This is a genomic window from Marivivens niveibacter (assembly GCF_002150005.2).
In the GTDB taxonomy this organism is placed as follows: Bacteria; Pseudomonadota; Alphaproteobacteria; order Rhodobacterales; family Rhodobacteraceae; genus Marivivens; species Marivivens niveibacter.
Map to the genome: position 1 here is coordinate 382,401 of NZ_MSPP01000001.1, position 24,850 is coordinate 407,250.

A 24,850-nucleotide genomic window follows, 5' to 3' on the forward strand; every position below is an offset into this window, starting at 1 on the left:
TCATGGAAAACATAGCATTCATCGGCGGCGGCAATATGGCGTCGGCCATCATTGGCGGTTTGGTGGCAAGCGGATGGGGGCCGTCTCGGATCACGGTTATTGACCCAATTGCAGAACAGCGGAAGTGGCTCGAACATGAACATGGCGTCCACACCACTGGGGACGTCGCGAGTGCCGAGCAAGCAGACATCATCGTGCTGGCTGTCAAACCTCAGGTCATTGCCGCTGTGGCTGCCCAATTGGACGCGGACCTCTCTGGCAAGCTGATCATTAGCATTGCCGCAGGTGTGACAATTGCCGCGCTGGAGGGCCACTTTGGCCCTGTGGCCATCGCTCGGACCATGCCCAACACACCCGCCTTGCTGGGACTTGGGGCAACGGGGCTATTCGTCAACGCGCGTACAAGCGAAGCACACCTCATGACCGCCCAGTCAATCATCGAGGCCTTCGGCATTTGCGTCACGGTCGATCGTGAAGAGCTTTTGGATGCCGTCACGGCCGTGTCAGGCAGCGGCCCCGCTTATTACTTCCTGATGATCGAGGAGATGATCCGCGCCGGAACCGCCCTCGGTCTGTCTGAGCAGGATGCCAAGGCGCTTACGCTTCAGACGGCCCTCGGCGCTGCCACGATGGCCATGCAAGGCGACGCACCAGAAGACCTCCGTGCCCGTGTCACGTCCCCTAACGGCACGACCCATGCGGCCATTGTGTCGATGCAGGAAAACGGCTTTGGAAACGTGATCGCAAAAGCCATGACCGCCTGCAAGAATCGCGCCGTCGAATTGGGGCAAAGCTGACCCAGTTATAGCGACTTACATTACACCAAAGCTGCCCTTCGACGTAGAAGGCGGTGAACGGCAGCTTTGGGCCGTCAGCGTCCGCCTTCCTGTTGCGACAGAGCGCGGGTCCCGCAGCGCCGCAGCAGCACCGCTTCGAGCCCGAACCGTCACTTGCGGAACGCGCGGCTCGACACCTGGATTGAGTTCTTGGATGGGTCTTTTGCATTGGCAAACTCATAGCCGTCAGCCCTGTGGATTTTGCCAAAATCAAGCCCGTCAGCCCTTGTTGCATCGCAAAAGGCTGACACGTCCTCAACGTCGAACACAAGTTTCACCAAGACTTGCCCTTCCTTCTGCTTTGACGCTGCCGGGTGCAAAAGCAGCGCCATGCCGGACGTTTGCGGCTTAAGCTCAACGATGCGGTCGCCCTCAGCACGCACTACCGAGAAGCCAAAAAACTTGGCGTAAAAGTCCGCCATTTGATCGATCTTGCTTGTGTAAATGACCAGTTGGCCGAGTGATGCTGACATTCTGCTTCCTATGGCACTCTCTGAATCTGACAACGTTATCACGGAATGAGACGACACGGCAGCTTTGTCCCGCACTTTACCATTTCGCAGATGGCTCGAATTTGCGGACGCAGCGAAAGACAGTAAAGTGGGTTGCGACCGCAGCATTTTGACCTGTCGCTGAAAGGCAGCTTTGGGCCGTTCGTGTCGGTCGGATTGAGGCCGTTGGGCAGGATTGTGGTGACGCAGCGAAGGTCTGGATTAGAGCCCAACTTGCCCATTCAAAATCCATGCCCTATTGGTGATTTAGATACTGATTGGAGCTGATGCATTATGTCCAAAATTTGGGTGGGCTATTCTGAAAGCCTGGGCTTTCGAGATTTGATCATTACGTACATCGATCCGTATTTTGGACCAGTTGAAGGGGATGATGACGAACCCGTCGGTCTGTTGGAGCTTGAGTTTGGGGCCTCACGAAATGGTCCAGGCTCTTTTGAAGTCTATGAAAAGACGCCAGAAAATGAAAACCAGTTTTGTTTTGACCACGTTCTGGCTTGGTTCCCATTTGAAGAAGTGCCCCTTGGCTTGCGCACCATCAATTGGAGTAAAACAAAAACTGTCTTCTTCATCATGAACGACAAAGAACCAAAACGAGCAACTGATGGGCGCGTTTGGATCACAGATGTTATGAACGTCAAATTCGAGTGGGAGTAAACGGCAGCTTTGTCCCGCGGAGCTGACCTTGGCGTGCCAGACCTTGCTGAACGATGCCACTAATGGCCGCTTTGGAGAAGCCGCGCTGTAGCGGAGCGAGCTTGGCGAATGTCAGGTAGGGGCCGCTCTCAACCTCAGTCCGACTGAATAGCCCCGCGTATTGTGGACGCATTCTTCGCTAACTTTGAGGCAAGGAGGCCATGATGGGCACAGGGAATTTCACAGTCGATTTCAAGCGCGATGCGGTCGCGCATTTCGCAGCATCGAATAAAATGGGCTTGAAGCGGTCCTGCGGCGGCGCGGCGGGACCCGCGCTCTGACGCAACAGGATGGCGGACGCTGACGGCCCATTGCTGCCGTTCAATTCGTCTGTTAACGCTGCACCGCAGCTAAGCTTATCCAACTGCATTTAAGGTATTTCGTTAAAGCCTCAGGATCGGCACATACTTGAGGGTATGGCTTTAGAACTCAACGTTCGCGTGGGCAGTTCTATCGTACTGTAGCGACGCGAATATTGTTTGTGCTACCGATCTGGCCGAATGGAACGCCAGATAGGACTACCATTTTTTCACCAGACTCTGGTTGCAATAGCTGTCGACATTCTGCCTTGGCTGTTTCTACCATGCTGTCGTAATCGACGGCTGAGGCTTCCAAGACAGATCGCGCGCCCCAGACCAACGCCATGCGACGTGCCACACATAGATCGCGGGTCATGATCACGAGGGGCAATTTCGGGCGGCGCGCAGAGACCCGCAGCCCTGTTAAACCGGTCATTGAATAGGCCGTGATGCAGACAGCATTCAAGGCGCAGGCCAGTGTCGCACCCGTGTCGGCAATCGCATCTGCATCGCTTAGGCAGGCTTCGCGCGATGAAGACATGGCCGCCGCGTAAAAACTATGCCCCTCGGTCGAGCGAATGATCCGATCCATCACTTCGACAGCTTCTGAGGGGAAGTCACCTGTAGCACTTTCGGCCGATAACATTACCGCGTCGGCGCCGTCGTAAATGGCCGTGGCCACGTCTGACGCTTCGGCACGGGTCGGTGTCGGGGAAGTAACCATAGATTCGAGCATCTGCGTCGCCACAATGACCGGGCGGCAGGCGCGTCGACACAGAGCGATGATTTCTTTTTGTCGAGCGGGCACGTCCTCAGGAGGTATTTCGACGCCAAGGTCGCCCCGCGCAATCATGATCGCGTCAGATTTATCAACGATCCCTTCAATTTCTTCCAGTGCGGAGGGCTTTTCTATTTTCGAGATCAAGCCAGCACGGCCGTCGATAATTGCAGTAATTTCATCAAGGTCAGTGGCTTTTTGCACAAAAGACAACGCCACCCAATCCACACCGTTGTCCAGCCCAAATTGAAGGTCGGCGCGGTCCTTCTCGGTCAGGACGGGCAAATCCAAGATACAATCAGGCAGGTTGACCCCCTTGCGATCGCTGACCTTTCCTCCCTCCAGAACTTCGGCCTCAATCCAGCCCACCTGCTTGTCCGAGATCCTGAGGCGGATCCGACCATCATCAATGAAAAGACGGTGGCCCGGTTCAATGGCATCAAAAATTTCTGGGTGCGGGAGGGGTAAGCATGTTTCGTCCTCAACCGTTTCCGATGGCAGGAAACAGACCTTCTCGTGCCGGTCCAGAATGCGTGATCCGCTTTTGATGCGTCCAAGCCTGATCTTTGGTCCCTGCAAGTCCTGCAAAATACCAATGGGCGCTCCAATTTCGTTTTCCAGCTTGCGTATGGCCGCAATTGTTGCGGCATGAATGTCATGTTCACCGTGGCTGAAGTTCAGGCGAAACGTGTCGACGCCTGCGTTAAACAGGTTGCGCAACATGAACGGCGAAGCGCTGGCTGGGCCAACTGTGGCAACGATCTTGGCACGTCTGGAACGGATCATGGGGTGTCCTTTGGGGTGGGTCGTTAGGAGATGTCAACGAACAAGCACAGCGCGAAAATCATTGACATTGGTAAGGGTTGGTCCGGTTCGGATCAGATCGCCCGTGGCGTCAAACAGGGTGTAACTGTCGTGTCGCACCAGATGGTGCTTAGGGCTCATGCCAACCCGTTGGGCCCGGGCCAGCGTGTCCGGCCCGATGATGGCTCCAGCTGCGTCTTCAGTGCCGTCGATACCGTCGGTGTCTGCCGCCAGCGCATGAATGTTGGCGTGCCCGTTCAGCGCGACCGCAAGGCTGAGAAGAAATTCGGTGTTCCGCCCCCCCCGACCAGGCTTTTTACCGCCGATTGAAACGGTCGTTTCACCGCCCGACAGCAAAATAGCCGGAGGGGATGAAGGCGCTTTTTGACGTGCGATCCATGTCGCCATCCCCGCCATTGCAATGCCCAATTCACGCGCCTCTCCTTCAAGGGCGTCGCCAAGGATAGTCGGCGCCAGACCAGCCTCGCGGGCGACACGGGCTGCGGCCTCAAGTGACAGTTGGGGCGTGGCGATAAGCCGGTAGTCCACATCAAAGGGTGTCTGCTCTTTTGTGGGCGTCAGCAGGATACTGCGCGCGACGTGGGGCAGATCCGGGCCAAGGCGGTCGACAATAGGGCTAAGATCTTCGCCCGCAGTCGGGTCCGGAACCGTGGGACCCGATGCAATTGCGGCTGGATCGTCGCCCGGGACATCCGATATTGCCAAGGTAACCAATTTGGCTGGATGCACCGCACGGGCAAGCCCACCGCCTTTGACTAGTGAAAGCCGGCGTCGAACCTTGTTCATGTCTTCAATCGTCAGTCCCGACGAAAGCAGCATTTTGTTGACGATGATCTTTTCATTCAAGGTCAGCGGGGCAACCGGCATTGGCATCAGCGAGGACCCACCCCCTGATATCAACGCGATCACAAGGTCGCCTTCGCCAGCCGCGGCCGCAGTCTCCATAATTTCGCGGGCGGCGGCCAGACCGGCCGCGTCAGGTACCGGATGGGCGGCCTCACGAACTGTGATCTTCTTAGTCGGCACAGCGTGTTCGTAGCGCGTGACGACGACGCCTGAGATGTCGACGTCGGGCCAGGCCGTCTCAAGAGCCTGGGCCATGGCTGCGGCGGATTTACCTGCGCCGACAACGATGCAGCGGCCTGTTGGTTTCTCTGGGAGGTGCGCGGCCAGAACAGCCGCCGGATCAGCAGCCTCAATGGCAGCCGCCATCATTCGACGCAAAAGCGCCGTTGCATCGTCATCGGTCATATGTCTGCCTTTAGATATTTTCGCCGCGGATCGCTTCGCAGACCGCATCAGTGACGTCCTGCGTTTTCGCCGTGCCACCCACATCGGGGGTCATGATACCATCGGCACAAACCTTTTCGACCGCCCGCATCAGGCGTTGTGCAGCCGCGCTTTCACCCAGATGTTCTAACATCTGGCTGGCAGTCCAGAACGTTGCGACTGGGTTGGCGATGCCTTTGCCCGTGATATCAAAGGCCGAGCCGTGGATCGGTTCAAACATCGAAGGAAAGCGGCGTTCGGGGTCGATGTTGGCTGTTGGCGCCACACCAAGCGAGCCCGCCAAGGCGCCAGCCAGATCTGACAAGATGTCTGCATGCAGGTTGGTGGCAACGATCGTATCAAGAGATTTGGGGTCTTTGACCATGCGCACGGTCATTGCATCTACCAGCATCTTATCCCATTCCACATCAGGGAAGTCCTTGGACACTTCCATTGCAATTTCGTCCCACATGACCATGCCGTGACGTTGCGCGTTGGACTTGGTTACAACGGTCAGGAACTTGCGGGGACGGGATTGCGCCAGCTTGAACGCATATCGCATGATCCGCTCAACCCCGACGCGGGTAAAGATCGAAACTTCGGTCGCGACCTCTTCGGGCATACCTTTGTGGGCACGGCCACCGACACCAGAATACTCCCCTTCGGAGTTTTCGCGCACAATCACCCAGTCCAGATCGCCGGGGCCTACACCCTCTAGCGGGGCGGAAATACCGGGCAGAATACGCGTGGGGCGCACGTTGGCGTATTGATCAAACCCTTGGCAGATCGGGAGGCGCAGCCCCCAAAGTGTCAGGTGATCCGGCACATCCGGCGCACCAACCGCGCCGAAAAATATTGCGTCGAACGCCTTTAGTTGTTCGGTCCCGTCTTCAGGCATCAGCGCGCCTGTGCGCTTATAACGCTCTGAACTCCAATCAAACTCAGTGACATCAAACGCAAAACCACCATCGCGGCGCGCAAGTGCCTCGAGCGCTTGGTGACCTGCGGCGATAACTTCCGGCCCGATACCATCAGCAGGAATTGAAGCGATCTTGTATGTTTTCATGGCGTTCTTCCGATCTAATAAGTTCTGCGCGACAACGGATTGACGATTGAGAACGAAAGCCACACGGTCTTCGTGTTGCCTTCGATCTGTGATGTCTGTCCGGCACCTGTCGTGAAGCTACCTTTCCTAAATCGTTGCGCTCAATCGACACAGGATTATATACTGATGTGAAATAGTGCTGTGGGGACCTGGCTTTGGACATTACGCAAATCAAAAGTTTTCTTGCCGTGGCCGAGACCCTTCATTTTGGCAGGGCAGCGCAGTCTCTCGATATATTGCCAGCCTCTTTGGGGCGTCAAATTCGTCTGCTCGAAGACAAGCTCGAGACCCGCCTCTTTGTGCGTACCACCCGGTCGGTCTCGCTGACGGAGGCCGGCAACAGCATTCTGGAAGACGCCAGAGCTTTGGTCGCGCAAGCCGAACGTCTTGAGACCAAGATCAGGGATGTCAGAAAGTCCGAAACGCCTGTCCTAAGGGTCGGTGCAATCGACAGTGCCGCAGCGGGGCTAATGCCGCAACTGCTAAAGATGGTACGCGAGGAGCTTCCGGATCTTGATATCCAGTTGTTCGAGCAAAAGACGATTCACCTTCTGCCCAAACTGTTGAGCGGGTCCATTGATATTGCGTTTTGTCGCCCACCAGATGTGCGCGATCAGCGGCTTAACTTTCGAACGCTGTTTTTCGAAACGGCCGTCGTTGCTTTGCCGGTGTCACACCGTTTGGCAGACAAAGACTCTATTGCGATTTCTGATTTGGCTGATGAACCACTTATCGTCCCCGATCGCCGGTCACGCCCGCATTCACACGACCTTACGATCAAGTTGTTCGTTGACGTCGGCTTGACCGCTCGGATCGCGCAGATCGCCGAGGAAAAGCAGACAATTGTTAACCTTGTGGCCGCAGGCACGGGGCTCGCGATTGTACCACGCTGGACGTCGCGATTTCAGGTGCCTGGCGTCGCTTTTGTGCCGCTTTCAATCCCGCAGGGTACGACCCGCTCAAAACTAATCTTAGCTGCGGCCTGGACACGTGGCACCCGCGACGAAAGGCGGGATGCCTTTCTTTCTATTCTCGATAAGAAGTTGCCCGAACTAGAACGCACTGCTTGATTGTATCAGTTTTGAATATAAATTCTGGCGCATAGCGATATGACGTGGTTCTTCCCATCATGCTGATAGATGCATTCCGTATCCGGAGGCGCATTGGAGGATATACCTTGGAGGAGGAACACCCATGAAATTCGCAACTTTTACAGCAGCGGCTCTTTGTGCTGCCATCGCGTTGCCCGTATCCGCGCAGGATCGTGACGGATGGCCGAACAGCCTGACAATCGGCACTGGTAGCCAAGGTGGCACATACTTTACTTACGGCAGTGGTTTCGGCGCCATGATCAGCGAAGCGCTGAACCTGAATGCCGGCGTCGAGATCACCGGTGGCCCTGTTCAGAACGTTACTCTGGTTGAGACAGGCGAACATCAAATGGGCTTCGTAACCCTTGGGCCCGCCGACGAAGCCCGCCGCGGCGAAAGCCCGCTGATGCCAGGTGTTCCGCATGAAAACGTACGTGCGCTGTTCCCGATGTACCAGACACCGTTGCAGGCGGCTGTCCTTGCTAGCTCTGACATTATGAGCTTTCAGGATATGGCTGGGCAGCGCGTTGGTGTTGGCCCTGCTGGCGGCACATCTGCAACCTACTGGACACGCTTCTTTGAAAACGCTGAAGGCTACGATGGCGTAACCATTTCCAACGCAGGTGGTTCAGATACAGCTGGGCAGCTAAAAGACGGCCTGATCGATGCTTTCGTTTATGCTGCGGGCTTGCCAACAGGTGCCTATGCACAGCTGGCTGTCGAGAATGACGTGCGCTTCATTTCAATGGATGAAGAGACATTGGATCAAATGATGCAAATCGTGCCTGCTATGGCTCCGTTCACCATTCCTGCAGACACTTATGAGGATCAGCCAGAGGATCTACAGACTGTATCCCTTTGGAACTTCGCCATCGCTCACCAGGACATGCCAGAAAGCTTGGCCTACGAGATTACAGCACTGGCCATGGAAAACCACGACCGTATGGTTCAAAACCACGCCGCCGCCCGTGAGACACTGGCAGAAAACGTCGTGAAGAACGCTGTTGTTCCCTTCCACCCCGGTGCTGTGCGCTGGTTTGAAGAGAACGGCTATGAGATCGCTGACGAACTGAAATAATCAGTTTTCGATCTGATTTTGACGCGGGCGGTTGAACTTTTTCCCGCCCGCGTTTTTCTTCCACCCCTTTTTCGGGCCGCCCAAAATGACAAACTCCCCAGACGCCGACCTATCTGTAATCGAACAGGAAACCGCAAAGGCAAAAGTAGATGAAGAGGCTTTGACAAGAAATCAACGGGACTTTGGAGGAACACGCAACATGGTCGTCGCTGGACTATGCGTCGCCTATTCCGTCTTTCACCTCTTGGTCATGAACGTCTACCCGCTTGAGACATGGGCCTACCGCCTTAGTCATGTGGGCGGCGGCCTGTTTCTTGGTTTTCTGCTGTTCGGTGCAACATCCATGTCAGGGTCTAGCGCTGAAAAGGCTCGCAGTCCTCTATCGCTTGGGCTACTGGCGCTGGCTGGCGCGGGTATCCTTTATGGTGCTGTCGCTGTTGCCGCGATCTGGATCAACGGTCGCGCTATGGGCAATGCCCTACCGCCTGCTTGGGCCATGTCGACGTTTGGGATTCCTTTGGTCTTGGGCTCCGCTCTGGCGGTCTTGCATGGATGGTTTTTCCCGCAGCGTGATCGTCGCCAGTTCGCAATCGCTGACATCCTTCTGGCCGTGGCCGCCGTTGTCGCGACCGCTTACCTGATCTTCTTCGCCCGCCAACTCCAGTTGCGCGCTGGTATGCCTATGGCCTTGCCCGGTGATATGTGGGCGGCTGTGACCGGCGTGATCCTGATCATCGAGCTGACACGACGTTTGGCCGGTATGGCATTGGTCATCATTGCCGGTGTTTTCGTGGCCTATGCCTTCCTTGGCCCATGGTTGCCCGGCATCTTTGAACACCGTGGCTACGACGCCAAACGCTTCTTTTCCTATATATACACCGACAACGGCATCTTGGGCGCGCCGATTGCGATTTCGTCGACCTATATCATCCTATTCGTGATCTTTGCAGCCTTTTTGCAAACCACCCGTGTTGGTGAATACTTCGTCAACCTCGCCTTTGCTGCCGCCGGTCACAAACGTGGCGGCCCTGCCAAAGTGGCGATCTTTGCATCCGGCCTGATGGGCATGATCAACGGCACATCCGCGGGCAACGTAGTGGCCACAGGGTCCCTGACGATCCCGATGATGAAAAAGGTCGGCTACAAGCCCCAGACCGCAGCTTCGGTCGAGGCTGCGGCCTCGACTGGTGGGCAAATCATGCCGCCGATTATGGGCGCTGGTGCGTTCATCATGGCTGAAATTACCGGTATTTCGTACATGGCCATTGTTTCCGCCGCGATCATCCCCGCCGCGCTGTATTTCATCTCGGTTTACTTCATGATCGATCTAGCCGCGCAAAAAGCGAACCTGAAAGGTCTGCCGCGTGACCAACTGCCAAAGTTCGGCGTACTGGTGCGTCAAATTTATCTACTGACGCCGATCATCGTTCTGATTTCCGCGCTTTTTGCGGGCTATTCCGTCATTCGCTGCGGCACGCTCGCCATGATGACTGCGGCTGTTGTGTCGTGGCTGACACCGCACAAAATGGGGCCAAAGCAGCTTTTCCACGCGCTGGACAATGGTGCGAGGATGGTTTTGCAACTTGTCGCGGTTTGCGCGACGGCAGGTATCATCGTCGGGGTCATCGCTTTGACAGGGATTGGGTCACGGTTCTCGACAGTCTTGTTGACGCTTGCGGATCAAAGCCAGCTTCTGGCGCTGTTCTTTGCGATGGTGGTCTCCATCGTATTGGGGATGGGGATGCCAACAACAGCCGCTTACGCTGTTGCGGCCAGTGTCATCGCACCGGGTGTAGTTAACCTTGGCGTCGAACCGCTTATTGCGCACTTGTTCATCTTCTACTTTGCAGTCATGTCAGCCATCACACCGCCTGTGGCTTTGGCAGCCTACGCCGGTTCCGCACTGGCGGGGTCAGACCCTGTTAAAACCAGCGTCGAGAGCTTCAAGATCGGTCTCGCGGCCTTCGTGGTGCCCTACATGTTCTTCTATTCTCCGGCGATGCTGTTGCAGGGCAGCTGGATTGAAATCATCCACATTGCCATAACAGCAGTGATTGGCGTCTATCTGCTTTCGTGCGCTGTGCAGGGTTGGCTGGTGAGACACGCCAATACCGCTGTCCGCGTCCTTGTGCTGGTCGCAGGGCTGTTCATGATCGCAGGCGGATGGTCGACGGACGCCATAGGCTTGGGCGTCGCAACCCTGCTGGTTGTCTATCAAAGGCGCAATGCGGCCACAAACGCGGCCTCGTGATGATGAAAGACTACAGAGGCGGCCAGCTGCGACTGCGGCTGCCTCAAGCTCCCAACAGCTTCAGATCTGAGCGACGAAACTGTCTTACCCAACTGGTATCTTCGCCTCTATTAGAGCGTCACTGAGGTGTCGGTACCGTCGACACCGGCGAGCAGACCATAGCAACAGTCTATTCTCCGCATAGCGGCGAACGACCGCTTTCCGCCCTAAGCTGACGTTCCCGCCGAGCGCGGCCAATGGCTTCCTTTGCTCCGAAGCATACCTCACAAATCTCACACGAGTTTATTCGCTTCCCGCTTTTCAGATTTTTTCTAACTGAGCTAAAAATTGGGAATTCGGCGTACTTCCCTTCATTGAATTGACGCAATTCGCGACGAGCTGAAGGTTATGCGCTGTATAGTGGCCATCGCTTTCTATGCGATCCGGACTCACACACCAGTCTCCTTTGGTGAGTGACATTTGAACTTGCGATAATGCACACATACCTTTTTGCCTATGATTAAGATCCTCCAAGTGATCCGCCATGGCATCAGCACTTTTAAAGCCAAACTCCTTCCACTTGCTAATTGTTGTTTTTTCTCTGCCTGCCTCCTGAGTTGTACGCTCAGCTCTATAGGCGATAGTGAGTAGCGCTTTGCGTAAACCTTCGGACCTGGCACCAGCAAAGCGTTCTTCATCAGGCCCCAATGCGGATGTCGGGACCTCGGTCATTTCTTCGGTTAATTCGAAGGAAACGGTCGCCCTTTCGCCGTTGCACGTTAATTTCTCATCAAGATGCCCGATGCGATAAATGCCAAGATAGCTATCCCGAGCCCTCGTTTCGACGCCATCTTCGACTTTCCCTTTTTGCACAACCGCGTAGCCATTTTCGAAAGCAGACAACCAACGATGATATTTTTTGCTGATTTTCTTAAATTCATCGAAATAAACAGGGGGGTCTTGGGTCCAGTCTACTCGAGAATTATAGCAGGCAGGAATTTCCAAGCCGTTTTCTGTTAGAACGGTCCAAGTTCCGCGAGAACCTTTCAACTTTGGCTGCTGGCGCCGAAAATCGCGATAGACGTTTGCTGCTTGGGTAAAGGCTGTCCAGTGAACGACACCGGCATCAATTGCGCGGTCTCGACCCTCAGCTTCGGTTAACCCTTGCTTCGTTGCTTTGATTAGAATTGCTCTCGCAGCTTCCACGGGCTCTGGAATAGTTGACGAAGATCTATAGGCTTTATGGCGCGTCTTTCGCCAAAAGTGCGAACCGCAGTCACCGTTGATCGTTTATCATCTTGAACAAGCTCGTCGATTGTAGCTTCGGAGTTGGCGTTGAGCGCGGCGAAGACCCGCTCGTTAATTGTAACTTTTGACACTTATTAATCCGTAAACAGCAATGAGGTTCTCGGATTAGAACATAAAACGACCAACTTTATTGGCGCAATCCGAAACATGCTTTCATTCTTATCTTCGTTTTGAACAGAATCTATTCTGAAGCGACTTACTGCTACTCATCGACAGTCCCGCCAACGGCGGTTTTTGCCTAAATTACTTGTTCCATTCAGGTCGCAGGAATGCCCGCTCACCGCCCAAAGCTACAGATTTTCTGCAATGCAAAAAGCGAAGGTCGCGTCTATTTTGAATGCAAAGGTTTTGACTTTTGCTAGGTTGGAGTTGTCATGAAACGTACGCCAGTACTATCCGCGGCACCTCCGCAGAAACATCTTGAAGCGCTGGCCAAATACTGTGCCACAGTGTGTGAGATAGAATGTTGTGGACTGGATGCGTGCGACTTTTCTCCGGTCCACATCGCCTCATATTATATGAGTAGAAATGTTCGTTCCCCATCACGTGTTGCGCAGGAAATCATTGAACAAGCCAAAACACTGAAATCAAATTTTGGATCAAATGGCGCGAGTGCTCGCGGTGTTGCTATCCATGAACTAAACGAGCGTATGACAGCTCGGAGAGTCGATATTTTGGCTGAAATGCTCGAGCGTCAAGTGGCTTTAGCGGAAAGCCATTCTCGAGACCGAGCAGACGGATGAGCGCGATCCAGTTTTCGTTTGGGAAGATCGCCGAGCTTCTGACGTTCTGAACGAAGATTGATTAGGCCCGTGACCTAAACGGCAGCTTCGGGCCGTCTGTTACGACGACCTAAGGCGTTCAGATATCCACCGCCTCTGCGATGGTCAGCGCATCTTCGAGTTCAACGCCGAGATAGCGAACCGTGCTATCCATTTTCGTATGGCCCAACAAAAGCTGAACCGCGCGCAGGTTGCCGGTTTTGCGGTATATCTGCGCCACCTTGGTCCGCCGCATGGAGTGGGTGCCATATGCGCTCGGCTCCAGGCCGATTGAGGTCACCCATTCACGCACTAGGTGAGCGTATTGCCTCGTAGAAATATGAAAGCGCTCGTGGAAGCGGCCCGGCCACAAGTGTTCCGATCCTAACATTAACGGCTCTTCGAGCCATGTTGCGACGGTCTTCCGCGTTCCCTCGGTGATCTCGAAGCTGACCGGTTTACGCGTCTTGCTTTGGACGATGTAAGCGCGGTGCTTGACCTGTCCGGCAGCATAGACGTCAGCGACCGTTAGTTTCACCAAGTCGCAGCCCCGTAACTTGCTGTTGATGGCAAGATTGAATAGCGCCAGCTCTCGGACTTTCTGCGCGACCTCAAGGCGAACCCGGATCGCCCATACATTTTTTTGGCGCAAGCGGTCGCTTCTGTCTGACGATCCGCCCCTTGTTCCAAGCTGGGCGACATGCACGACTGGCAGGCAGGTTTGTAGTTGTCATAGTGGTTACTCCCAGCCACCACGCCCACCACGTCTTCGGCAGTATGCCGATACCCGATCATACCACACTCGCCACGCTTAAAGGCGATCAAGTCGAACAAAGCGTGCCGCGGCGCCGTATGGCCGGTTTAAGCCCTTCTTGCAATGTGCTGCGCCGCGCGCGAATGACTGTTCTGGAGCCTACGCGCGCGGCGCCTTTTGGGCCACGAGGCAATAACTCATCGGGATCTGAGCCGCACGCCCGTCGTAGATGTCATATTCCGGCTCTCGGATGGTGTGCGCAAATTCCTTGAGTTCGTCGATGCCAAGCCCTGACCGCGCACAGGCGGTGACGATTTCGCCGAGCGGGTGAATGAACCAGTAACCTGTCTCGCCTTTGCCATGGTCCCTGCCGTCATAAGTGATCGCTTCCGTCACCTCCTGCGGGTGCCGCTCGAAATAGCTGAAGGCGGGTTCGAAGGGCGTGGCGCTCGCCGGATCGAAAACCTCGAGAAACGGATGCGTCTCGTAGATCACCAGCCGCCCGCCTGGTGCAAGAAGTCCGGAGGTGATGCGGAAGAATTCGGGCAAGTCCGGCATCCAATTGAGAACGCCGATTGTGATAAGAACTAGGTCAAATTGGCCGACGCCAGAAGGCAAGTCGTAGACATCTGCTTCAAGCAGTTGGAGATCTAGGTCGGCTGCATCCGCAAGCCGCTTTGCCTGGGCAAGAAAACCGCTTGCCTGATCGATGCCCATTTCGGGTCGGATGCCGAGCGAAGCAAGGGAAATCAGCTCACGGGCATTGTTGCAGCCGATCTGCACGGCGGACTTTCCCTTGAGATCAAGCCCTTCCAGTATGGCCGTGAGAAACGGGTCGAGCACCGAAAAGCCGGGTTGCGCCGCATGTTCAAGAAGCTGCTGCCACTGATCGCCTTCTCCGTGCAAAGGCGCCGAAGCGTTCCACGCAGCTCGGTTCGCTGCGGTGATCTCCTTACGAGTGATTTCTGACATCGAGCGCACCGTTGGTTAAAGCATTGATCTTGCGATAGCATATAGTAGACCTTCAAGAGGTCACGTTGAAAGGCAACAAAGTCCCGCACTGACGAAACAGTCGGGGGAGGGCAATTCGGGACACGGATCCTGAGTGTTGTCGTTCCTGGTCGCTCGACGGTGAAGGAAACCCTCAATGCCATTTTGCGCGAGCTGGGGCATCCTGCACGTGGTCGTCGGGACGAAGATTACCTGTCCGACTTGGTGATAAACTATCTCAGGGAATGTGGCGTTGCCGCAGTTCACCTCGACGAGGTCCAGGACAGTGGTCGTTATAAGACCAAGGACAGCGTGGATCCGTTCCTGAAAATCTTCCGCAACATGTTGCAGCACAAGGAATGGCCGGTCTGCTTGATCATGACCGCGACGCCGGAAGACAGAGAATTGCTCAATCGCGACAAGACCCTCCTGCGCCGGTTGAGGCCCATGGAAATGCGACCGATGACGTTCAAGGACGATGGCAAGGCACTGCGTGAAACCCTCGGGAAACTGTTTGAAGATGCTGATCTCACTGACCCCGGCATGCTTTCGATGGACGAGTTTGTCGGGATTCTGATCCACGCGTCCGCTGGGCGTTTCGGAGTGGCGGTGGAAATGTCCATCGAAGCGATTGGCGAATGCTTGGCGGAGGGCGAAAAGGAGATCGGACGGGGCATTTTGCAGATGCCTACGAAATGCGGATGGATTGCGACGAAGAGCTCAATCCATTTGTCTCGGAAAATTGGAAGCTCATCGACACCATGACCGCGCTTCAGCGGTACGAGGAAGAACGCCAGGTCAAGCGCCGTCGGAAGAGGTAAGTTTCGACACCGACTACAAACCAACTCGAAAAGGCCGCCCAATCGGGCGGCCTTTTTACTGTTTCGGTAGTCCTACGGTTGCGGCAAATGCCTATTCTGGGTCGCCTTTTTCGTGACGCAAGTTGCGAAATCCATGTCGGAAACTGCATCGTCAAATGTCGCGCGTTTACCTAAGTTATTGACTTTATTTATGCGGATTTTGCCTCAGTCTCGACTATCTATGTCGGACGACAAAATTAAAGCCCCTTCTATTTTTGAAGGGAATTTTATATATGAATAAGATACTTGAATTTCTGACAAAATAACTCAGATAATAGGGCATCTGAAGCTTATTGTTGCTAAATAGCGGGGTTAGCCCGTTGTTCAGTTAGGAAATTACCATGTCATCCATCGAAATTGATGAACCCTATATCGATCGGCAGCGCCATGAATTGCACCGCCGGACTTTGACCGTTGTGGATCGCATCGAACTAACACCGCATATGTTGCGGTTCACATTGACCAGCGAGGATCTGGGTAATTTTGTCAGTGCATCGCCAGATGACCATGTAAAGCTGTTCTTTCAAACCAAAGGCGGCGACCGCGAGATGCGGGATTATACGCCGCGGGCGTTTGATACAGAAAAACGCCAATTGGTTCTGGATTTCGCTGTTCACGAGGCAGGGCCTGCAACGGATTGGGCCCAAAAGGCTCAGGTTGGCGATACGTTGAACATCGGCGGTCCACGTGGATCTCAGGTTATCCGCAACGTGCGCAATTGGCTGTTGATTGGTGATGAAACAGCCCTGCCAGCGATTGGTCGCCGCATCGAGGAAATGGAAAAAGGCGACTCGGTGCATGCCATCATTGCGATACCAGATGCCGCTGACCAGCAGACGTTTGAAACTCAGGCGGCGCAAACGATTGATTATATTGTTCGTCCTGTCGATCAGGCCGCCGATGCTGAACCTCTGCTTAAGGCGCTAAAAGCCGTTAGTTTGGCTGCTGATTGTTTTGTGTGGATCGCGGCGGAATCGTTGGTGACGCGTACTCTACGGACTTATCTGTTAGAAAACGGTTGGCCGAAAAACCGGATCAAAGCAGCGGGATATTGGACCAAAGGCGTTGCCGATGCTGCGGAAAAATTTGTCGATTAAAAATAGAAAAGGCGGCCAAATTGGCCGCCCGTTTCGCGCATTTTGAAATGTTTTAGATCAGCGCAGCAGCGCGTGCTTCGATCTGGTCGCGGTTCATGCCCAGCGATGCCAGTTCGGTGTCAGTCAGTTCGTTTAGTGCGCGGCGCATTGCCGAACGCTGCAGTGCTTTACCGAATGCAGCAAAGCCGTTTGCCACTGCGGTGAAAACCGACGATTTGTTTGCGAATTCATTGGCGTTTGCGAAAGTAGCCATTGTCGTATCCTGACGTATCATCTGTATCAAACTATGCAGGCTGTTGCCCGCCGTTGATCCAAATATAGGGTGTCTAGGATCATGCCGCTACGCAGCATTTGGAAATGCCGTCATGCAGCAATTGCAAGCCGTTGCGCTAAAATGCATTGCCGCTATGCAAATCGGTCAGGGTTAGATCGCTGTCTAGCGCTATGAATTGGTCGATCGGCCTATCGATCGGATCGATAGGCAGCAATCCGATCGCCATGCGCGGATTGTCTGTGGCCATGGCAATGCACTCTGCCAGCGTGACATCTACGCTCTGGTGCAGATTGCGCAGCGCCGTGACCATATCCAAATGCGCCCCTGCCAAAGCGCCTTCGTCATTGATCAAACGACCGTTTTGAATAGTGATCCGTTTTCCGTAGAGGTCGAAATGATCTGGTCCACCGACTGTGGCCATCGCGTCAGAGACCAAGAACATTTTGTTGGCTGCGGGGCGGGCCGCGATGGCAATTTGCAACATGTCCCAGCTGACGTGGATTCCGTCGGCGATCAGTCCGCAATAGGCATTCGACAAAATCGCCGCGCCTACAATGCCGGGTGCGCGTGATTTCATCTGGGGCATTGCATTGAACAGATGGGTGAACACGGTCACACCGTGATCCATGGCATCGCGCGTTTGCTCTGCCGATGCGTTGGAGTGTCCGGCTGACAGGATAACGCCCAGTTTTGACAATGCGTCCAATTGTTCTGGGCTGGCCAATTCGGGGGCTAGTGTCAGCACCACCGTCACGCCTGCTTGCCTTAGGCGAACCAGCGTCGCCAAGGTCCGATCGTCCAGGGGGCGAATATAGTCGGCATTATGGGTGCCACGTTTTTCCACGTCAATGTGCGGCCCTTCGATATGAAGGCCTAATTGGTTGGGATCATCACGCACGGCAATTGCCGCATCCGCCGCGGCATCAATCACATCGGGGGTATCTGTGATGACCGTGGGCATGATCGCCGTTGTTCCCAATGTCGCATGGGCGGCTGCAATTTTTCGCAGGCCTTCTGGCGATGGGTCAGAATTGACCATGACACCGCCGCCGCCGTTGACCTGTATGTCATGACACCCAGGCATCAGGATGTAGGGTGATTGATCGGCGATACTGGTTGCCGCTGAAATTTCGCGGATGATCCCGTCAGTGACAGTGATCGCTTTGCCGGTTAGCAGCCGTCCTGCGTGATAGAAATATTTTGGCGTTATTACGGTCATGCGGCAGCTGCCTTTTGCGCTGCAATTGCAGCCCCGCGTGCGCCAGAACTGTCGCCGTGTTGAGCCAAGGCAATTGTTGGGGCAGGGATGTCTGCGAACCGCAAATCTTCGAATTGATCGTAAATCATGTCGATGACGCCAGCGATGCGTGATACGCCGCCGCCCAGAATGATCGCGCTGGGATCCAGCATGAACTGTGCGGTGTAGATACATTCCGCAGCAATATCAGCCCATATTTTCATGATCTGATCACATGACGAATGGTCGGAAATTTCAGGCGCAGCGATTTTGGATCCAGTTAGGTGCTTCGCCAGATTTTCTAGCCCACGACCAGAGATATAGGTTTCGTAGCAGCCCGATTTTCCGCAGCCGCACGGTAAGCTGGGCAAGCCATTGCGATCTAGCGCCCGTGCAGGCACGCCTATGTGACCGATTTCAACAGACAGTCCGTTGTACCGAAAAGCGGCGTCGCCGGATAGGACATACCCGCCGCCGATACCTGTTCCCATAATTAGGCCGAATACGGATTGCGCGCCGTGGCCTGCGCCGTGGTGGGCCTCGGACATGGTAAAGGCCATAGCATCGTTTAGAACGGGCAATGTTTTGCCCAATTTGTGATGCAGCGCATCCTGAATAGACTGCCCGTTACAAGGAATATTGGCTGCGTGACACGCGCCACTGCGCGGATCAATGACGCCTGGCATACAAACGCCAACGGGGATGTCTTGGCCAGCTTGGCCCCATAGCCAGTGAATCTGTTCAATCAGCGCGGCGACCATAGCGTCAAAACTATCGGTCGGGGTGTCGATACGGTGAAAGCTGTGGCTTTCGACCTGCGGGCCAGTAAATAGACGTGCTTCGATCTTTGTGCCGCCTAGATCAATTCCACCGCAGAACGTCGTCATGCTGTTGCCTTTGTAAAAACTGTTTTCGGCAATAGCATAGAATTTCGCGGTTGGTCAGGGGGATGCTGTCAAATGCGCGGCGCTGCGAGCGATTAAGCTATCGGTTGGGATCGGGATCGTTGGAAGCGGGCGGTTCGCGATGGTTTCGGCTTCGGCTTCGGATAGGCCCATCATACGCAATAATGCGGCGATGTAAGGTTCGGCATCAACGTGGCCGTTTTCTATCTGACGGCGCATGATTGATAGGCCTATCGCCTCTAGAATATCGATTGCGGTCTGTTCTGGCATTTCATTGAAACGACCCGTTTCTATTCCCGCGCGGATTACCTGCGGCGCTGTGGTGCGGATATAGCTGCCTTCGCCTAATCCGCGCGTGCCCAGTTTGGTCGAAAACTGCAAAAAGATAGGATAGTCCAACGCGATTTTCACGAACCCGCCCATGCCGATCGCCAGTTGTTCTGCTGGATCGGTTTTGGTGAGCGCAACTTGCGTCACGATCTGGATCATCTGTTGGGCAAGTTCCCGTTTGGCTGTTTCCAACAGTTCTTCGATAGACCGAAAATAGTTATAAAAACTACCGCGAGAGACACCAGCCTGTAGCACGATATGGTCTATCACTGTGTTTTCAGGCCCGCGTTCGGCAAAAACCAATGTCGCTGCATCAATCAGGCGATCACGCATTTTTTCGCGGCGCTTTTTGGTGGCTATCAGCCGCGCATCAATGCCTGTCCGATTTTTGATCATTGGGTGTCACCTCTTGGGGGATGTTAGACCGTATACCGCGCAATATAGGGCAGGCACGAACAAAAGGGTAATCAACGTGCCGGCAATGATCCCGCCCATCATGGCATAGGCCATTGGACCCCAGAAAATCTGGTGGCTGATCGGGATCAGCGCCAATGACGCGGCTGCTGCGGTCAGCAAGATTGGACGCGCACGGTGTTCGGATGCTTCGGTCACTGCATCCCATTGCGATTTGCCCAATGCGCGTAAATCTTCGATCGCTTGGACAAGGATAATGGAATTGCGGATCAGAATTCCGACCAATGCCAGAACGCCCAATATCGCGACAAAACCCAGCGGTGCACCCGATAGCAATAGCGCGGCCACGACACCGATCAGGCCCAATGGCGCAACCGCCAAGACGATGAACATGAGCCTAAAGCTTTGGACTTGGGCCATGACCAAGATCAGTAGGACCACCAGCATAATCGGCACCACAGCTATGATGGGGGCTTGGCTTTCGGCACTGGATTCGACAGGGCCGCCGACCTCTACCTTATATCCGTTTGGCAGGCTGGCCGCATAATCTGCCAATTGAGGCGCAAGCGCATTCACAATCGTGGCAGGCTGATCGTCCGTGTTAATCGCCGCGGATACGGTGATCGTTGGAACGCGGCCTTCTTGTTTGATCATGGGCGGTTCGGTTGTCCATTCCAACGTGGCAAAGGACGCCAGTGGCACCAGCGTTCCATCTGCGCCTGCAACTTGCAGGTTTTCCAGCGCGCTAAGGGTTTGGCGGGTATCTTCGGTGCCGCGAACAACGACATCAACCAGAGCAGTTCCATCCCGCAGTTGAGTGACTGTTGTGCCTTCGTACAAAGACAACAGCAGCGACCCTACGTCCGCTTTGGTCAATCCCAACTGCCGCAGTCGCGCCTGGTTCAGGTCGATCTTGATGGTTCGTGTTGGTTCATTCCAATCCAGCCCGATGCTAGCCAAACGGTCATCTTGTTCCATGATTGCGGCCAACCGACGCGCATGATCGCGCAGTTGATCATAATCTGGCCCTGCCACGCGGTATTGGACGGGTTTCCCAGATGGCGGCCCTAGCGAAATAAAGGTTGGGAAAAACTCAGCCGCCGGGTTGGCGTCAGAGTATTCACCTACCGCATCTGCAAGCGTGTTGCGATCGGCGATGCTGCCTGTCTGGATGACGATTTGTCCTGTCGATGGCGACGCAGTTGGCCCCTGTAGGGTTAAGACAAAACGTGGCGCAGGTTCGCCTACATAGGTTGTCCAAAACACCGGTTCTGGCCGTTCGGACAACCACGTTTCAAAATCGCGCATGGCATCGTCGGTGGCATTAATGCTGGCGTTTTGGCGCAGGGTGACGTCGACCAATACCTCGGGTCTGTCACCGGTCGGGAAAAACTGCTGTTCCACATATTTCATGCCGAATAGCGACAGGCCAAACGCGGCAGCAGTGATCGCAATGGTGAGCCATTTTGCACGCATGGCCCAGTTCAATACGCTGCGGAACATGCGGCGTAGTCGACCGGGTTCGTCCGTATGATGTTTCATCTGCGCTGGCAGGAACGCGACCCCCAAAATAGGGGCGAATAGAACGGCGACGAACCATGAAATGACCAATGAAACTGCGATCACCCAGAACAGCGAATTTGTGTATTCGCCTGCTTGGCTGTCGTTCAGGCCGATGGGAATAAAACCGGCCACGGTGACCAATGTGCCCGTCAACATTGGGAATGCAATCGACGTCCATGCATAGGATGCAGCTTTGGTCAGTGAATCGCCGACCTCTAGTCGTGAAATCATAGTTTCAATTGCGATCATCGCATCATCAACCAATAGCCCTAGCGCGATGATCAATGCCCCCAGTGAAATGCGCTGAAGCGTGATGCCCATTGCGTCCAGAATGACAAAAGTTACCGCCAGCACCAAAGGAATGGTCAGGGTCACAACAAATCCCGCCCGCATTCCCAAAGATACAAAACTCACCGCTAGAACAATTGCGACCGCTTCGATCAGGGCCTTAACGAAATGCCCGATGGATTCTTCGACAACATGGGGCTGGTCCGCGACGTGGTGTACGTCGATCCCGATGGGGAGGGCGGCGATTTCCTGTTCCATTAGAGCGTTTAACTCTGCCCCAAAATCCAAGATGTTTTCGCCGCCACGCATCCCGATTGTCAGGGCGATTGCCTGTTGGCCGTTGTATCGAAACAGCGAACTGGGCGGGTTTTCATAGCCTTCGATTACATTCGCAACATCCGACAGCGTGAAAAACGTGTCGCCTGATCGCAAAGGCGCTGATGCCAGTTGTGCGGCGTTATCAAATTGCCCGTTGATACGGATTGCGATGCGTTCGTGCGACGTATCAATCGTGCCGGATGGTACAATCTGATTTTGCGCGGCCAAAGTGTTCAGAACGGTTTGTGCATCCAGTCCCAGCGCGGCAAGGCGGCTATCGGAAAATTCAACAAACACCTTGCGTTCTTGCAGGCCGACCAATTCGACACGCCCCGCCGCGTCCAGCAGTTGAACGTTGTCGGCGATGTTTTCGACGTAGGTTTTAACCTCGTCCGATGTGTAGCCGTCCCACGTAAAGGCATAGATGTTCCCGAACACATCCCCGAAATTGTCGTTGAAAACGAAACCTTTGAATTCGGATGGAAATTCCCCGCGGATGTCGGACATCATGGCACGTACTTTGGTCCATGATTGTTCAATTTCTGCACCGCGAACAGTTTCCAGCAAATCAACGTAAACAACCGCATGACCCGCGTAAGTCACCGAACGGGTCGCATCTAGCGTGTCCAGTTGTTCCAGCTTTTTCTCAATGCGGTCTGTGACTTGGGTCAGGGTTTCCGATGCTGTTGCACCGGGCATGACGCCTGTGACCACCATGGTGCGGATGGTGAAATCGGGGTCTTCTTCGCGGCCCATTGACGTATAGGCGAATAGCCCTGCAACAGTTGATAGGATCATCAGAAACCAGACAAAGGATTTGTGGTTTAGCGCCCAGTCGGACAGGTTGAAACCTTTCATTGGATGCGGTCTCCGATGTGTTGGCCAATGCTGACGGATGATGCGCCGCGCGTGATAATTTCGTCGTTGATGTCGATACCTGCGGTGATTGTAATCCGATCCCCAATTTCGGTTGAAACTGTCACAGGTGCGAATTCGGCGGTGCGATCTGGTGTGATCCGCCAAACCCCTAATTGGCCGTCCAGCGTCGTTAGGGCCGACTGGGGTAGGGTAATTGTAGGCGTCTGCTGGGCCAGCGGGCGGGCAAGTACCAGTGCGCCGATGCGGTAATCTGCTGGAGGATCGATCAAAGTCAAACGCATGCGGCGGGTGTCTAATTTGCCTTCGGTCACGGGATCGACGCTACGCAATGTTGCACGGATTGGATCGACGCCAGGAACCTGATGCGTGATTTCAAATTGCGACGTAGTAGTCAGCGTTTCAAATAGCGGTTCTGGAACGTCGATAACCGCTTCGATCTCTGATCCGCCAGTGATGGACAGAACCGATGTCCCTGCGGCGATGTAGCTGCCTACTTCGGCGTTGGTGGTTAGGATAACGCCATCGACGGGCGCGGTTAGATTGCCATAGTGGGCCGCCTCGCGGGCCTGAACTTCGGTCGCGATGGCGTTGTTCAGCTGAGCTCGCGCAGCGTCAGAACTGGTCTGTAATTGCTCCAGTTGGGCCTGCGAATAGACGCCGCGATCAATCAACGCCGTCCCGCGTTCCAATTGCGCAGCTGCAAGATCTGCTGCCGCACGGGCGGATACAACTGCGGCGCTGGCGGCGTCTAGATCCTGTTGCAACGTGATTTGATCGAGGCTGGCTAATACTGAGCCTTGGCTCACACGGTCGCCTGTTTCGACAGATATTCGCGCCAATCTGCCCCCTGTACGGAACGCCAGGTCGATCTGGTCGCGCGGTTCAATTACCCCGTCAAAGCTGCGCATAATGGCAGAATCCGCGCGCACGATTTCAGAAATAACAGGCCGAGGCGCCGCGTTTTCCGTGTCAGCGACAACGGGCGTTGCCATTGCCAGCAACGCAGAAAGTAGAATAGGGCGGATCATTTGTCGGCTCCCGTCGTGATGATACGGCCATCGAATAGGGTGTGCGCACCGCGGCCCACGATCAGGTCGCCTGCGACCAGTCCATCGCTGATGTAAATAGAGGTTTCGTCGTAGCGTGAAATGCTGACTTGACGCGCGGAAACCGCATTGGTGTTCGGGTCCACAACCCAAACTGCAGGATTGCCTGCGGATAGGGCCAATGCCTCGGCTGGGACAATGAAATCGCCTGTGCTGGGAAATGTAACCTGAATGCGAACGAGCGTTCCAATCGCGATGTCGGTGTTATCTGGCAGCAAGGCGGTGACAGAAACGGTTCCAGCGCTGCTCACAACCGGAGAGATTTCGCTAATCCGTGCCGTGATTTCTGATCCACCGTCGATGGGTATGATGGTGACGGGTAGCTGCGATAGTTGGTCCAATCCTGCCGTGTCAGGCACATCAATCTGAACCTCTAAGCGCGAGTCCGAGGCCAATTCGGCAACGGTCGTGCCTGCACCCACTATTTCGCCTGCATTGGCAAAACGGTCTATCACGATGACGGCTTCGTCAGCTCTGATTTCAGTGTCATCTACCGCCTGTTGTGCCTTTGATAGTTCCGTTTCAGCCTGACGATAAGCGGATTGAGCTGCGATAAAGGCCTGTTGCGCCCGATCCAAATCCGATTGCGTGGCAGTCCCACGATCCAGCGACCCTTGAGTGCGGTCCCGCGTTGTTTCGGCTTGGGTTCGTTGCGCCAAAGCAGCCTCTAGGTTTGCAGTTGCGGCGTCACGTTGTGCCATCGCGGTCACATTTTCCAACCGCGCAATTAGATCACCCTGTTCTAGGTGGTCCCCGATTTCAGCCGCGATTTCGGCGATCATGCCGCCAGTTCGAAAGGACACGGGATAATCGTCTTGGGCTTGGACCGTCCCGACCAAACTGCGTTCGATTGTTTGGGCTGATTTTTGTACTTCAACGATTTCCACTAAAACCGGTTGGTCCGAAAATGCAGCAATAGGCAGCGTGAACAGCGCGCAAGTGGCGGCGATAAGGCGAAACATTTCAATTCCCGATTTGCTATTGGTCGCATCTGCAAAGGTTTTGACAATACTGTCAATAAAAAACTAAACTAAACTGTTTATTTTATTA

At 54.7% G+C, this 24,850-nt stretch carries 21 protein-coding genes and 1 pseudogene; 8 read left to right on the plus strand and 14 right to left on the minus strand.

Annotated elements, in window-relative coordinates:
- The first annotated feature begins 2 nt into the window (after window positions 1-2).
- Window positions 3-797, plus strand: a complete 795-nt coding sequence (proC, locus tag BVC71_RS01950; RefSeq protein WP_086449950.1) for a pyrroline-5-carboxylate reductase — start codon at window positions 3-5, stop codon at window positions 795-797.
- Between the two features lie 149 nt (window positions 798-946).
- Here the strand turns inward: proC and BVC71_RS01955 are convergent, their stop codons facing one another.
- On the minus strand, window positions 947-1,309 hold the full coding sequence (locus BVC71_RS01955) for a VOC family protein (RefSeq protein WP_086449951.1): 363 nt from the start codon (window positions 1,307-1,309) through the stop codon (window positions 947-949).
- 312 nt (window positions 1,310-1,621) lie between these two features.
- On the opposite strand from BVC71_RS01955, the gene BVC71_RS01960 reads away from it, so the two are divergent.
- Window positions 1,622-2,002: a hypothetical protein gene (locus tag BVC71_RS01960; protein WP_086449952.1), complete on the plus strand. Its 381-nt coding sequence runs from the start codon at window positions 1,622-1,624 to the stop codon at window positions 2,000-2,002.
- Window positions 2,003-2,491: 489 nt separating this feature from the next.
- Here the strand turns inward: BVC71_RS01960 and pyk are convergent, their stop codons facing one another.
- From pyk to BVC71_RS01980, 3 genes are read right to left on the minus strand one after another with little or no spacing between them, the layout of a single operon-like run.
- Window positions 2,492-3,904, minus strand: a complete 1,413-nt coding sequence (pyk, locus tag BVC71_RS01970) for a pyruvate kinase (RefSeq protein ID WP_086449954.1) — start codon at window positions 3,902-3,904, stop codon at window positions 2,492-2,494.
- A gap of 33 nt (window positions 3,905-3,937) precedes the next feature.
- Entirely contained in the window at window positions 3,938-5,194 is a 1,257-nt protein-coding gene (locus tag BVC71_RS01975; RefSeq protein WP_086449955.1) for a glycerate kinase type-2 family protein, read from the minus strand.
- Window positions 5,195-5,204: 10 nt separating this feature from the next.
- On the minus strand, window positions 5,205-6,278 hold the full coding sequence (locus tag BVC71_RS01980; protein WP_086449956.1) for a tartrate dehydrogenase: 1,074 nt from the start codon (window positions 6,276-6,278) through the stop codon (window positions 5,205-5,207).
- 194 nt (window positions 6,279-6,472) lie between these two features.
- On the opposite strand from BVC71_RS01980, the gene BVC71_RS01985 reads away from it, so the two are divergent.
- The 3 genes from BVC71_RS01985 (at window position 6,473) to BVC71_RS01995 (ending at window position 10,737) form a co-directional block, all read left to right on the plus strand.
- Window positions 6,473-7,387: a LysR family transcriptional regulator gene (locus BVC71_RS01985; protein ID WP_086449957.1), complete on the plus strand. Its 915-nt coding sequence runs from the start codon at window positions 6,473-6,475 to the stop codon at window positions 7,385-7,387.
- Window positions 7,388-7,511: 124 nt separating this feature from the next.
- A complete protein-coding gene (locus BVC71_RS01990; protein WP_086449958.1) occupies window positions 7,512-8,486 on the plus strand; it encodes a TAXI family TRAP transporter solute-binding subunit in 975 nt (324 codons plus the stop codon).
- An 85-nt stretch (window positions 8,487-8,571) separates the two neighbouring features.
- Window positions 8,572-10,737, plus strand: coding sequence for a TRAP transporter permease (locus BVC71_RS01995; protein ID WP_086449959.1), 2,166 nt, complete (start codon window positions 8,572-8,574; stop codon window positions 10,735-10,737).
- Between the two features lie 300 nt (window positions 10,738-11,037).
- On the opposite strand, the gene BVC71_RS02000 is transcribed toward BVC71_RS01995, so the two are convergent.
- Window positions 11,038-11,922 carry a hypothetical protein gene (locus BVC71_RS02000; RefSeq protein ID WP_086449960.1) on the minus strand — a complete coding sequence of 295 codons (885 nt, stop codon included), beginning with the start codon at window positions 11,920-11,922 and terminating at the stop codon, window positions 11,038-11,040.
- A gap of 476 nt (window positions 11,923-12,398) precedes the next feature.
- Between BVC71_RS02000 and BVC71_RS15315 the strand changes: the two genes are divergently transcribed.
- Window positions 12,399-12,767: a DUF6331 family protein gene (locus BVC71_RS15315; RefSeq protein ID WP_133064475.1), complete on the plus strand. Its 369-nt coding sequence runs from the start codon at window positions 12,399-12,401 to the stop codon at window positions 12,765-12,767.
- A 118-nt stretch (window positions 12,768-12,885) separates the two neighbouring features.
- Here the strand turns inward: BVC71_RS15315 and BVC71_RS02005 are convergent.
- Window positions 12,886-13,519 (minus strand): annotated as a pseudogene (locus BVC71_RS02005) (tyrosine-type recombinase/integrase).
- Window positions 13,520-13,698: 179 nt separating this feature from the next.
- On the minus strand, window positions 13,699-14,511 hold the full coding sequence (locus BVC71_RS02010; protein WP_086449961.1) for a class I SAM-dependent methyltransferase: 813 nt from the start codon (window positions 14,509-14,511) through the stop codon (window positions 13,699-13,701).
- 129 nt (window positions 14,512-14,640) lie between these two features.
- On the opposite strand from BVC71_RS02010, the gene BVC71_RS02015 reads away from it, so the two are divergent.
- Both BVC71_RS02015 and BVC71_RS02020 read left to right on the plus strand, forming a co-directional pair.
- Window positions 14,641-15,294, plus strand: coding sequence for a TniB family NTP-binding protein (locus tag BVC71_RS02015; protein ID WP_276267618.1), 654 nt, complete (start codon window positions 14,641-14,643; stop codon window positions 15,292-15,294).
- Between the two features lie 436 nt (window positions 15,295-15,730).
- Window positions 15,731-16,486 carry a siderophore-interacting protein gene (locus BVC71_RS02020; protein WP_086449963.1) on the plus strand — a complete coding sequence of 252 codons (756 nt, stop codon included), beginning with the start codon at window positions 15,731-15,733 and terminating at the stop codon, window positions 16,484-16,486.
- A gap of 52 nt (window positions 16,487-16,538) precedes the next feature.
- Here BVC71_RS02020 and BVC71_RS02025 read toward each other — a convergent pair whose 3' ends face one another.
- The 7 genes from BVC71_RS02025 to BVC71_RS02055 form a co-directional block, all read right to left on the minus strand.
- Complete coding sequence (locus BVC71_RS02025) at window positions 16,539-16,739, minus strand: DUF1127 domain-containing protein (protein ID WP_165767703.1); 201 nt, start codon at window positions 16,737-16,739, stop codon at window positions 16,539-16,541.
- A gap of 136 nt (window positions 16,740-16,875) precedes the next feature.
- Window positions 16,876-17,979 (minus strand): N-acetylglucosamine-6-phosphate deacetylase, encoded by a 1,104-nt coding sequence (nagA, locus tag BVC71_RS02030; protein ID WP_086449965.1) that lies wholly within the window; start codon window positions 17,977-17,979, stop codon window positions 16,876-16,878.
- Window positions 17,976-18,884, minus strand: coding sequence for an ROK family protein (locus tag BVC71_RS02035; RefSeq protein WP_086449966.1), 909 nt, complete (start codon window positions 18,882-18,884; stop codon window positions 17,976-17,978). Before BVC71_RS02035 ends, nagA begins: the two co-directional genes overlap by 4 nt.
- A gap of 54 nt (window positions 18,885-18,938) precedes the next feature.
- A complete protein-coding gene (locus BVC71_RS02040) occupies window positions 18,939-19,628 on the minus strand; it encodes a TetR/AcrR family transcriptional regulator (protein ID WP_086449967.1) in 690 nt (229 codons plus the stop codon).
- 6 nt (window positions 19,629-19,634) lie between these two features.
- Window positions 19,635-22,673, minus strand: coding sequence for an efflux RND transporter permease subunit (locus BVC71_RS02045; protein ID WP_086449968.1), 3,039 nt, complete (start codon window positions 22,671-22,673; stop codon window positions 19,635-19,637).
- Entirely contained in the window at window positions 22,670-23,722 is a 1,053-nt protein-coding gene (locus tag BVC71_RS02050; RefSeq protein WP_086449969.1) for an efflux RND transporter periplasmic adaptor subunit, read from the minus strand. Before BVC71_RS02050 ends, BVC71_RS02045 begins: the two co-directional genes overlap by 4 nt.
- On the minus strand, window positions 23,719-24,762 hold the full coding sequence (locus BVC71_RS02055) for an efflux RND transporter periplasmic adaptor subunit (protein ID WP_086449970.1): 1,044 nt from the start codon (window positions 24,760-24,762) through the stop codon (window positions 23,719-23,721). The genes BVC71_RS02050 and BVC71_RS02055 overlap by 4 nt, the downstream gene beginning before the upstream one ends.
- Window positions 24,763-24,850 lie beyond the last annotated feature (88 nt).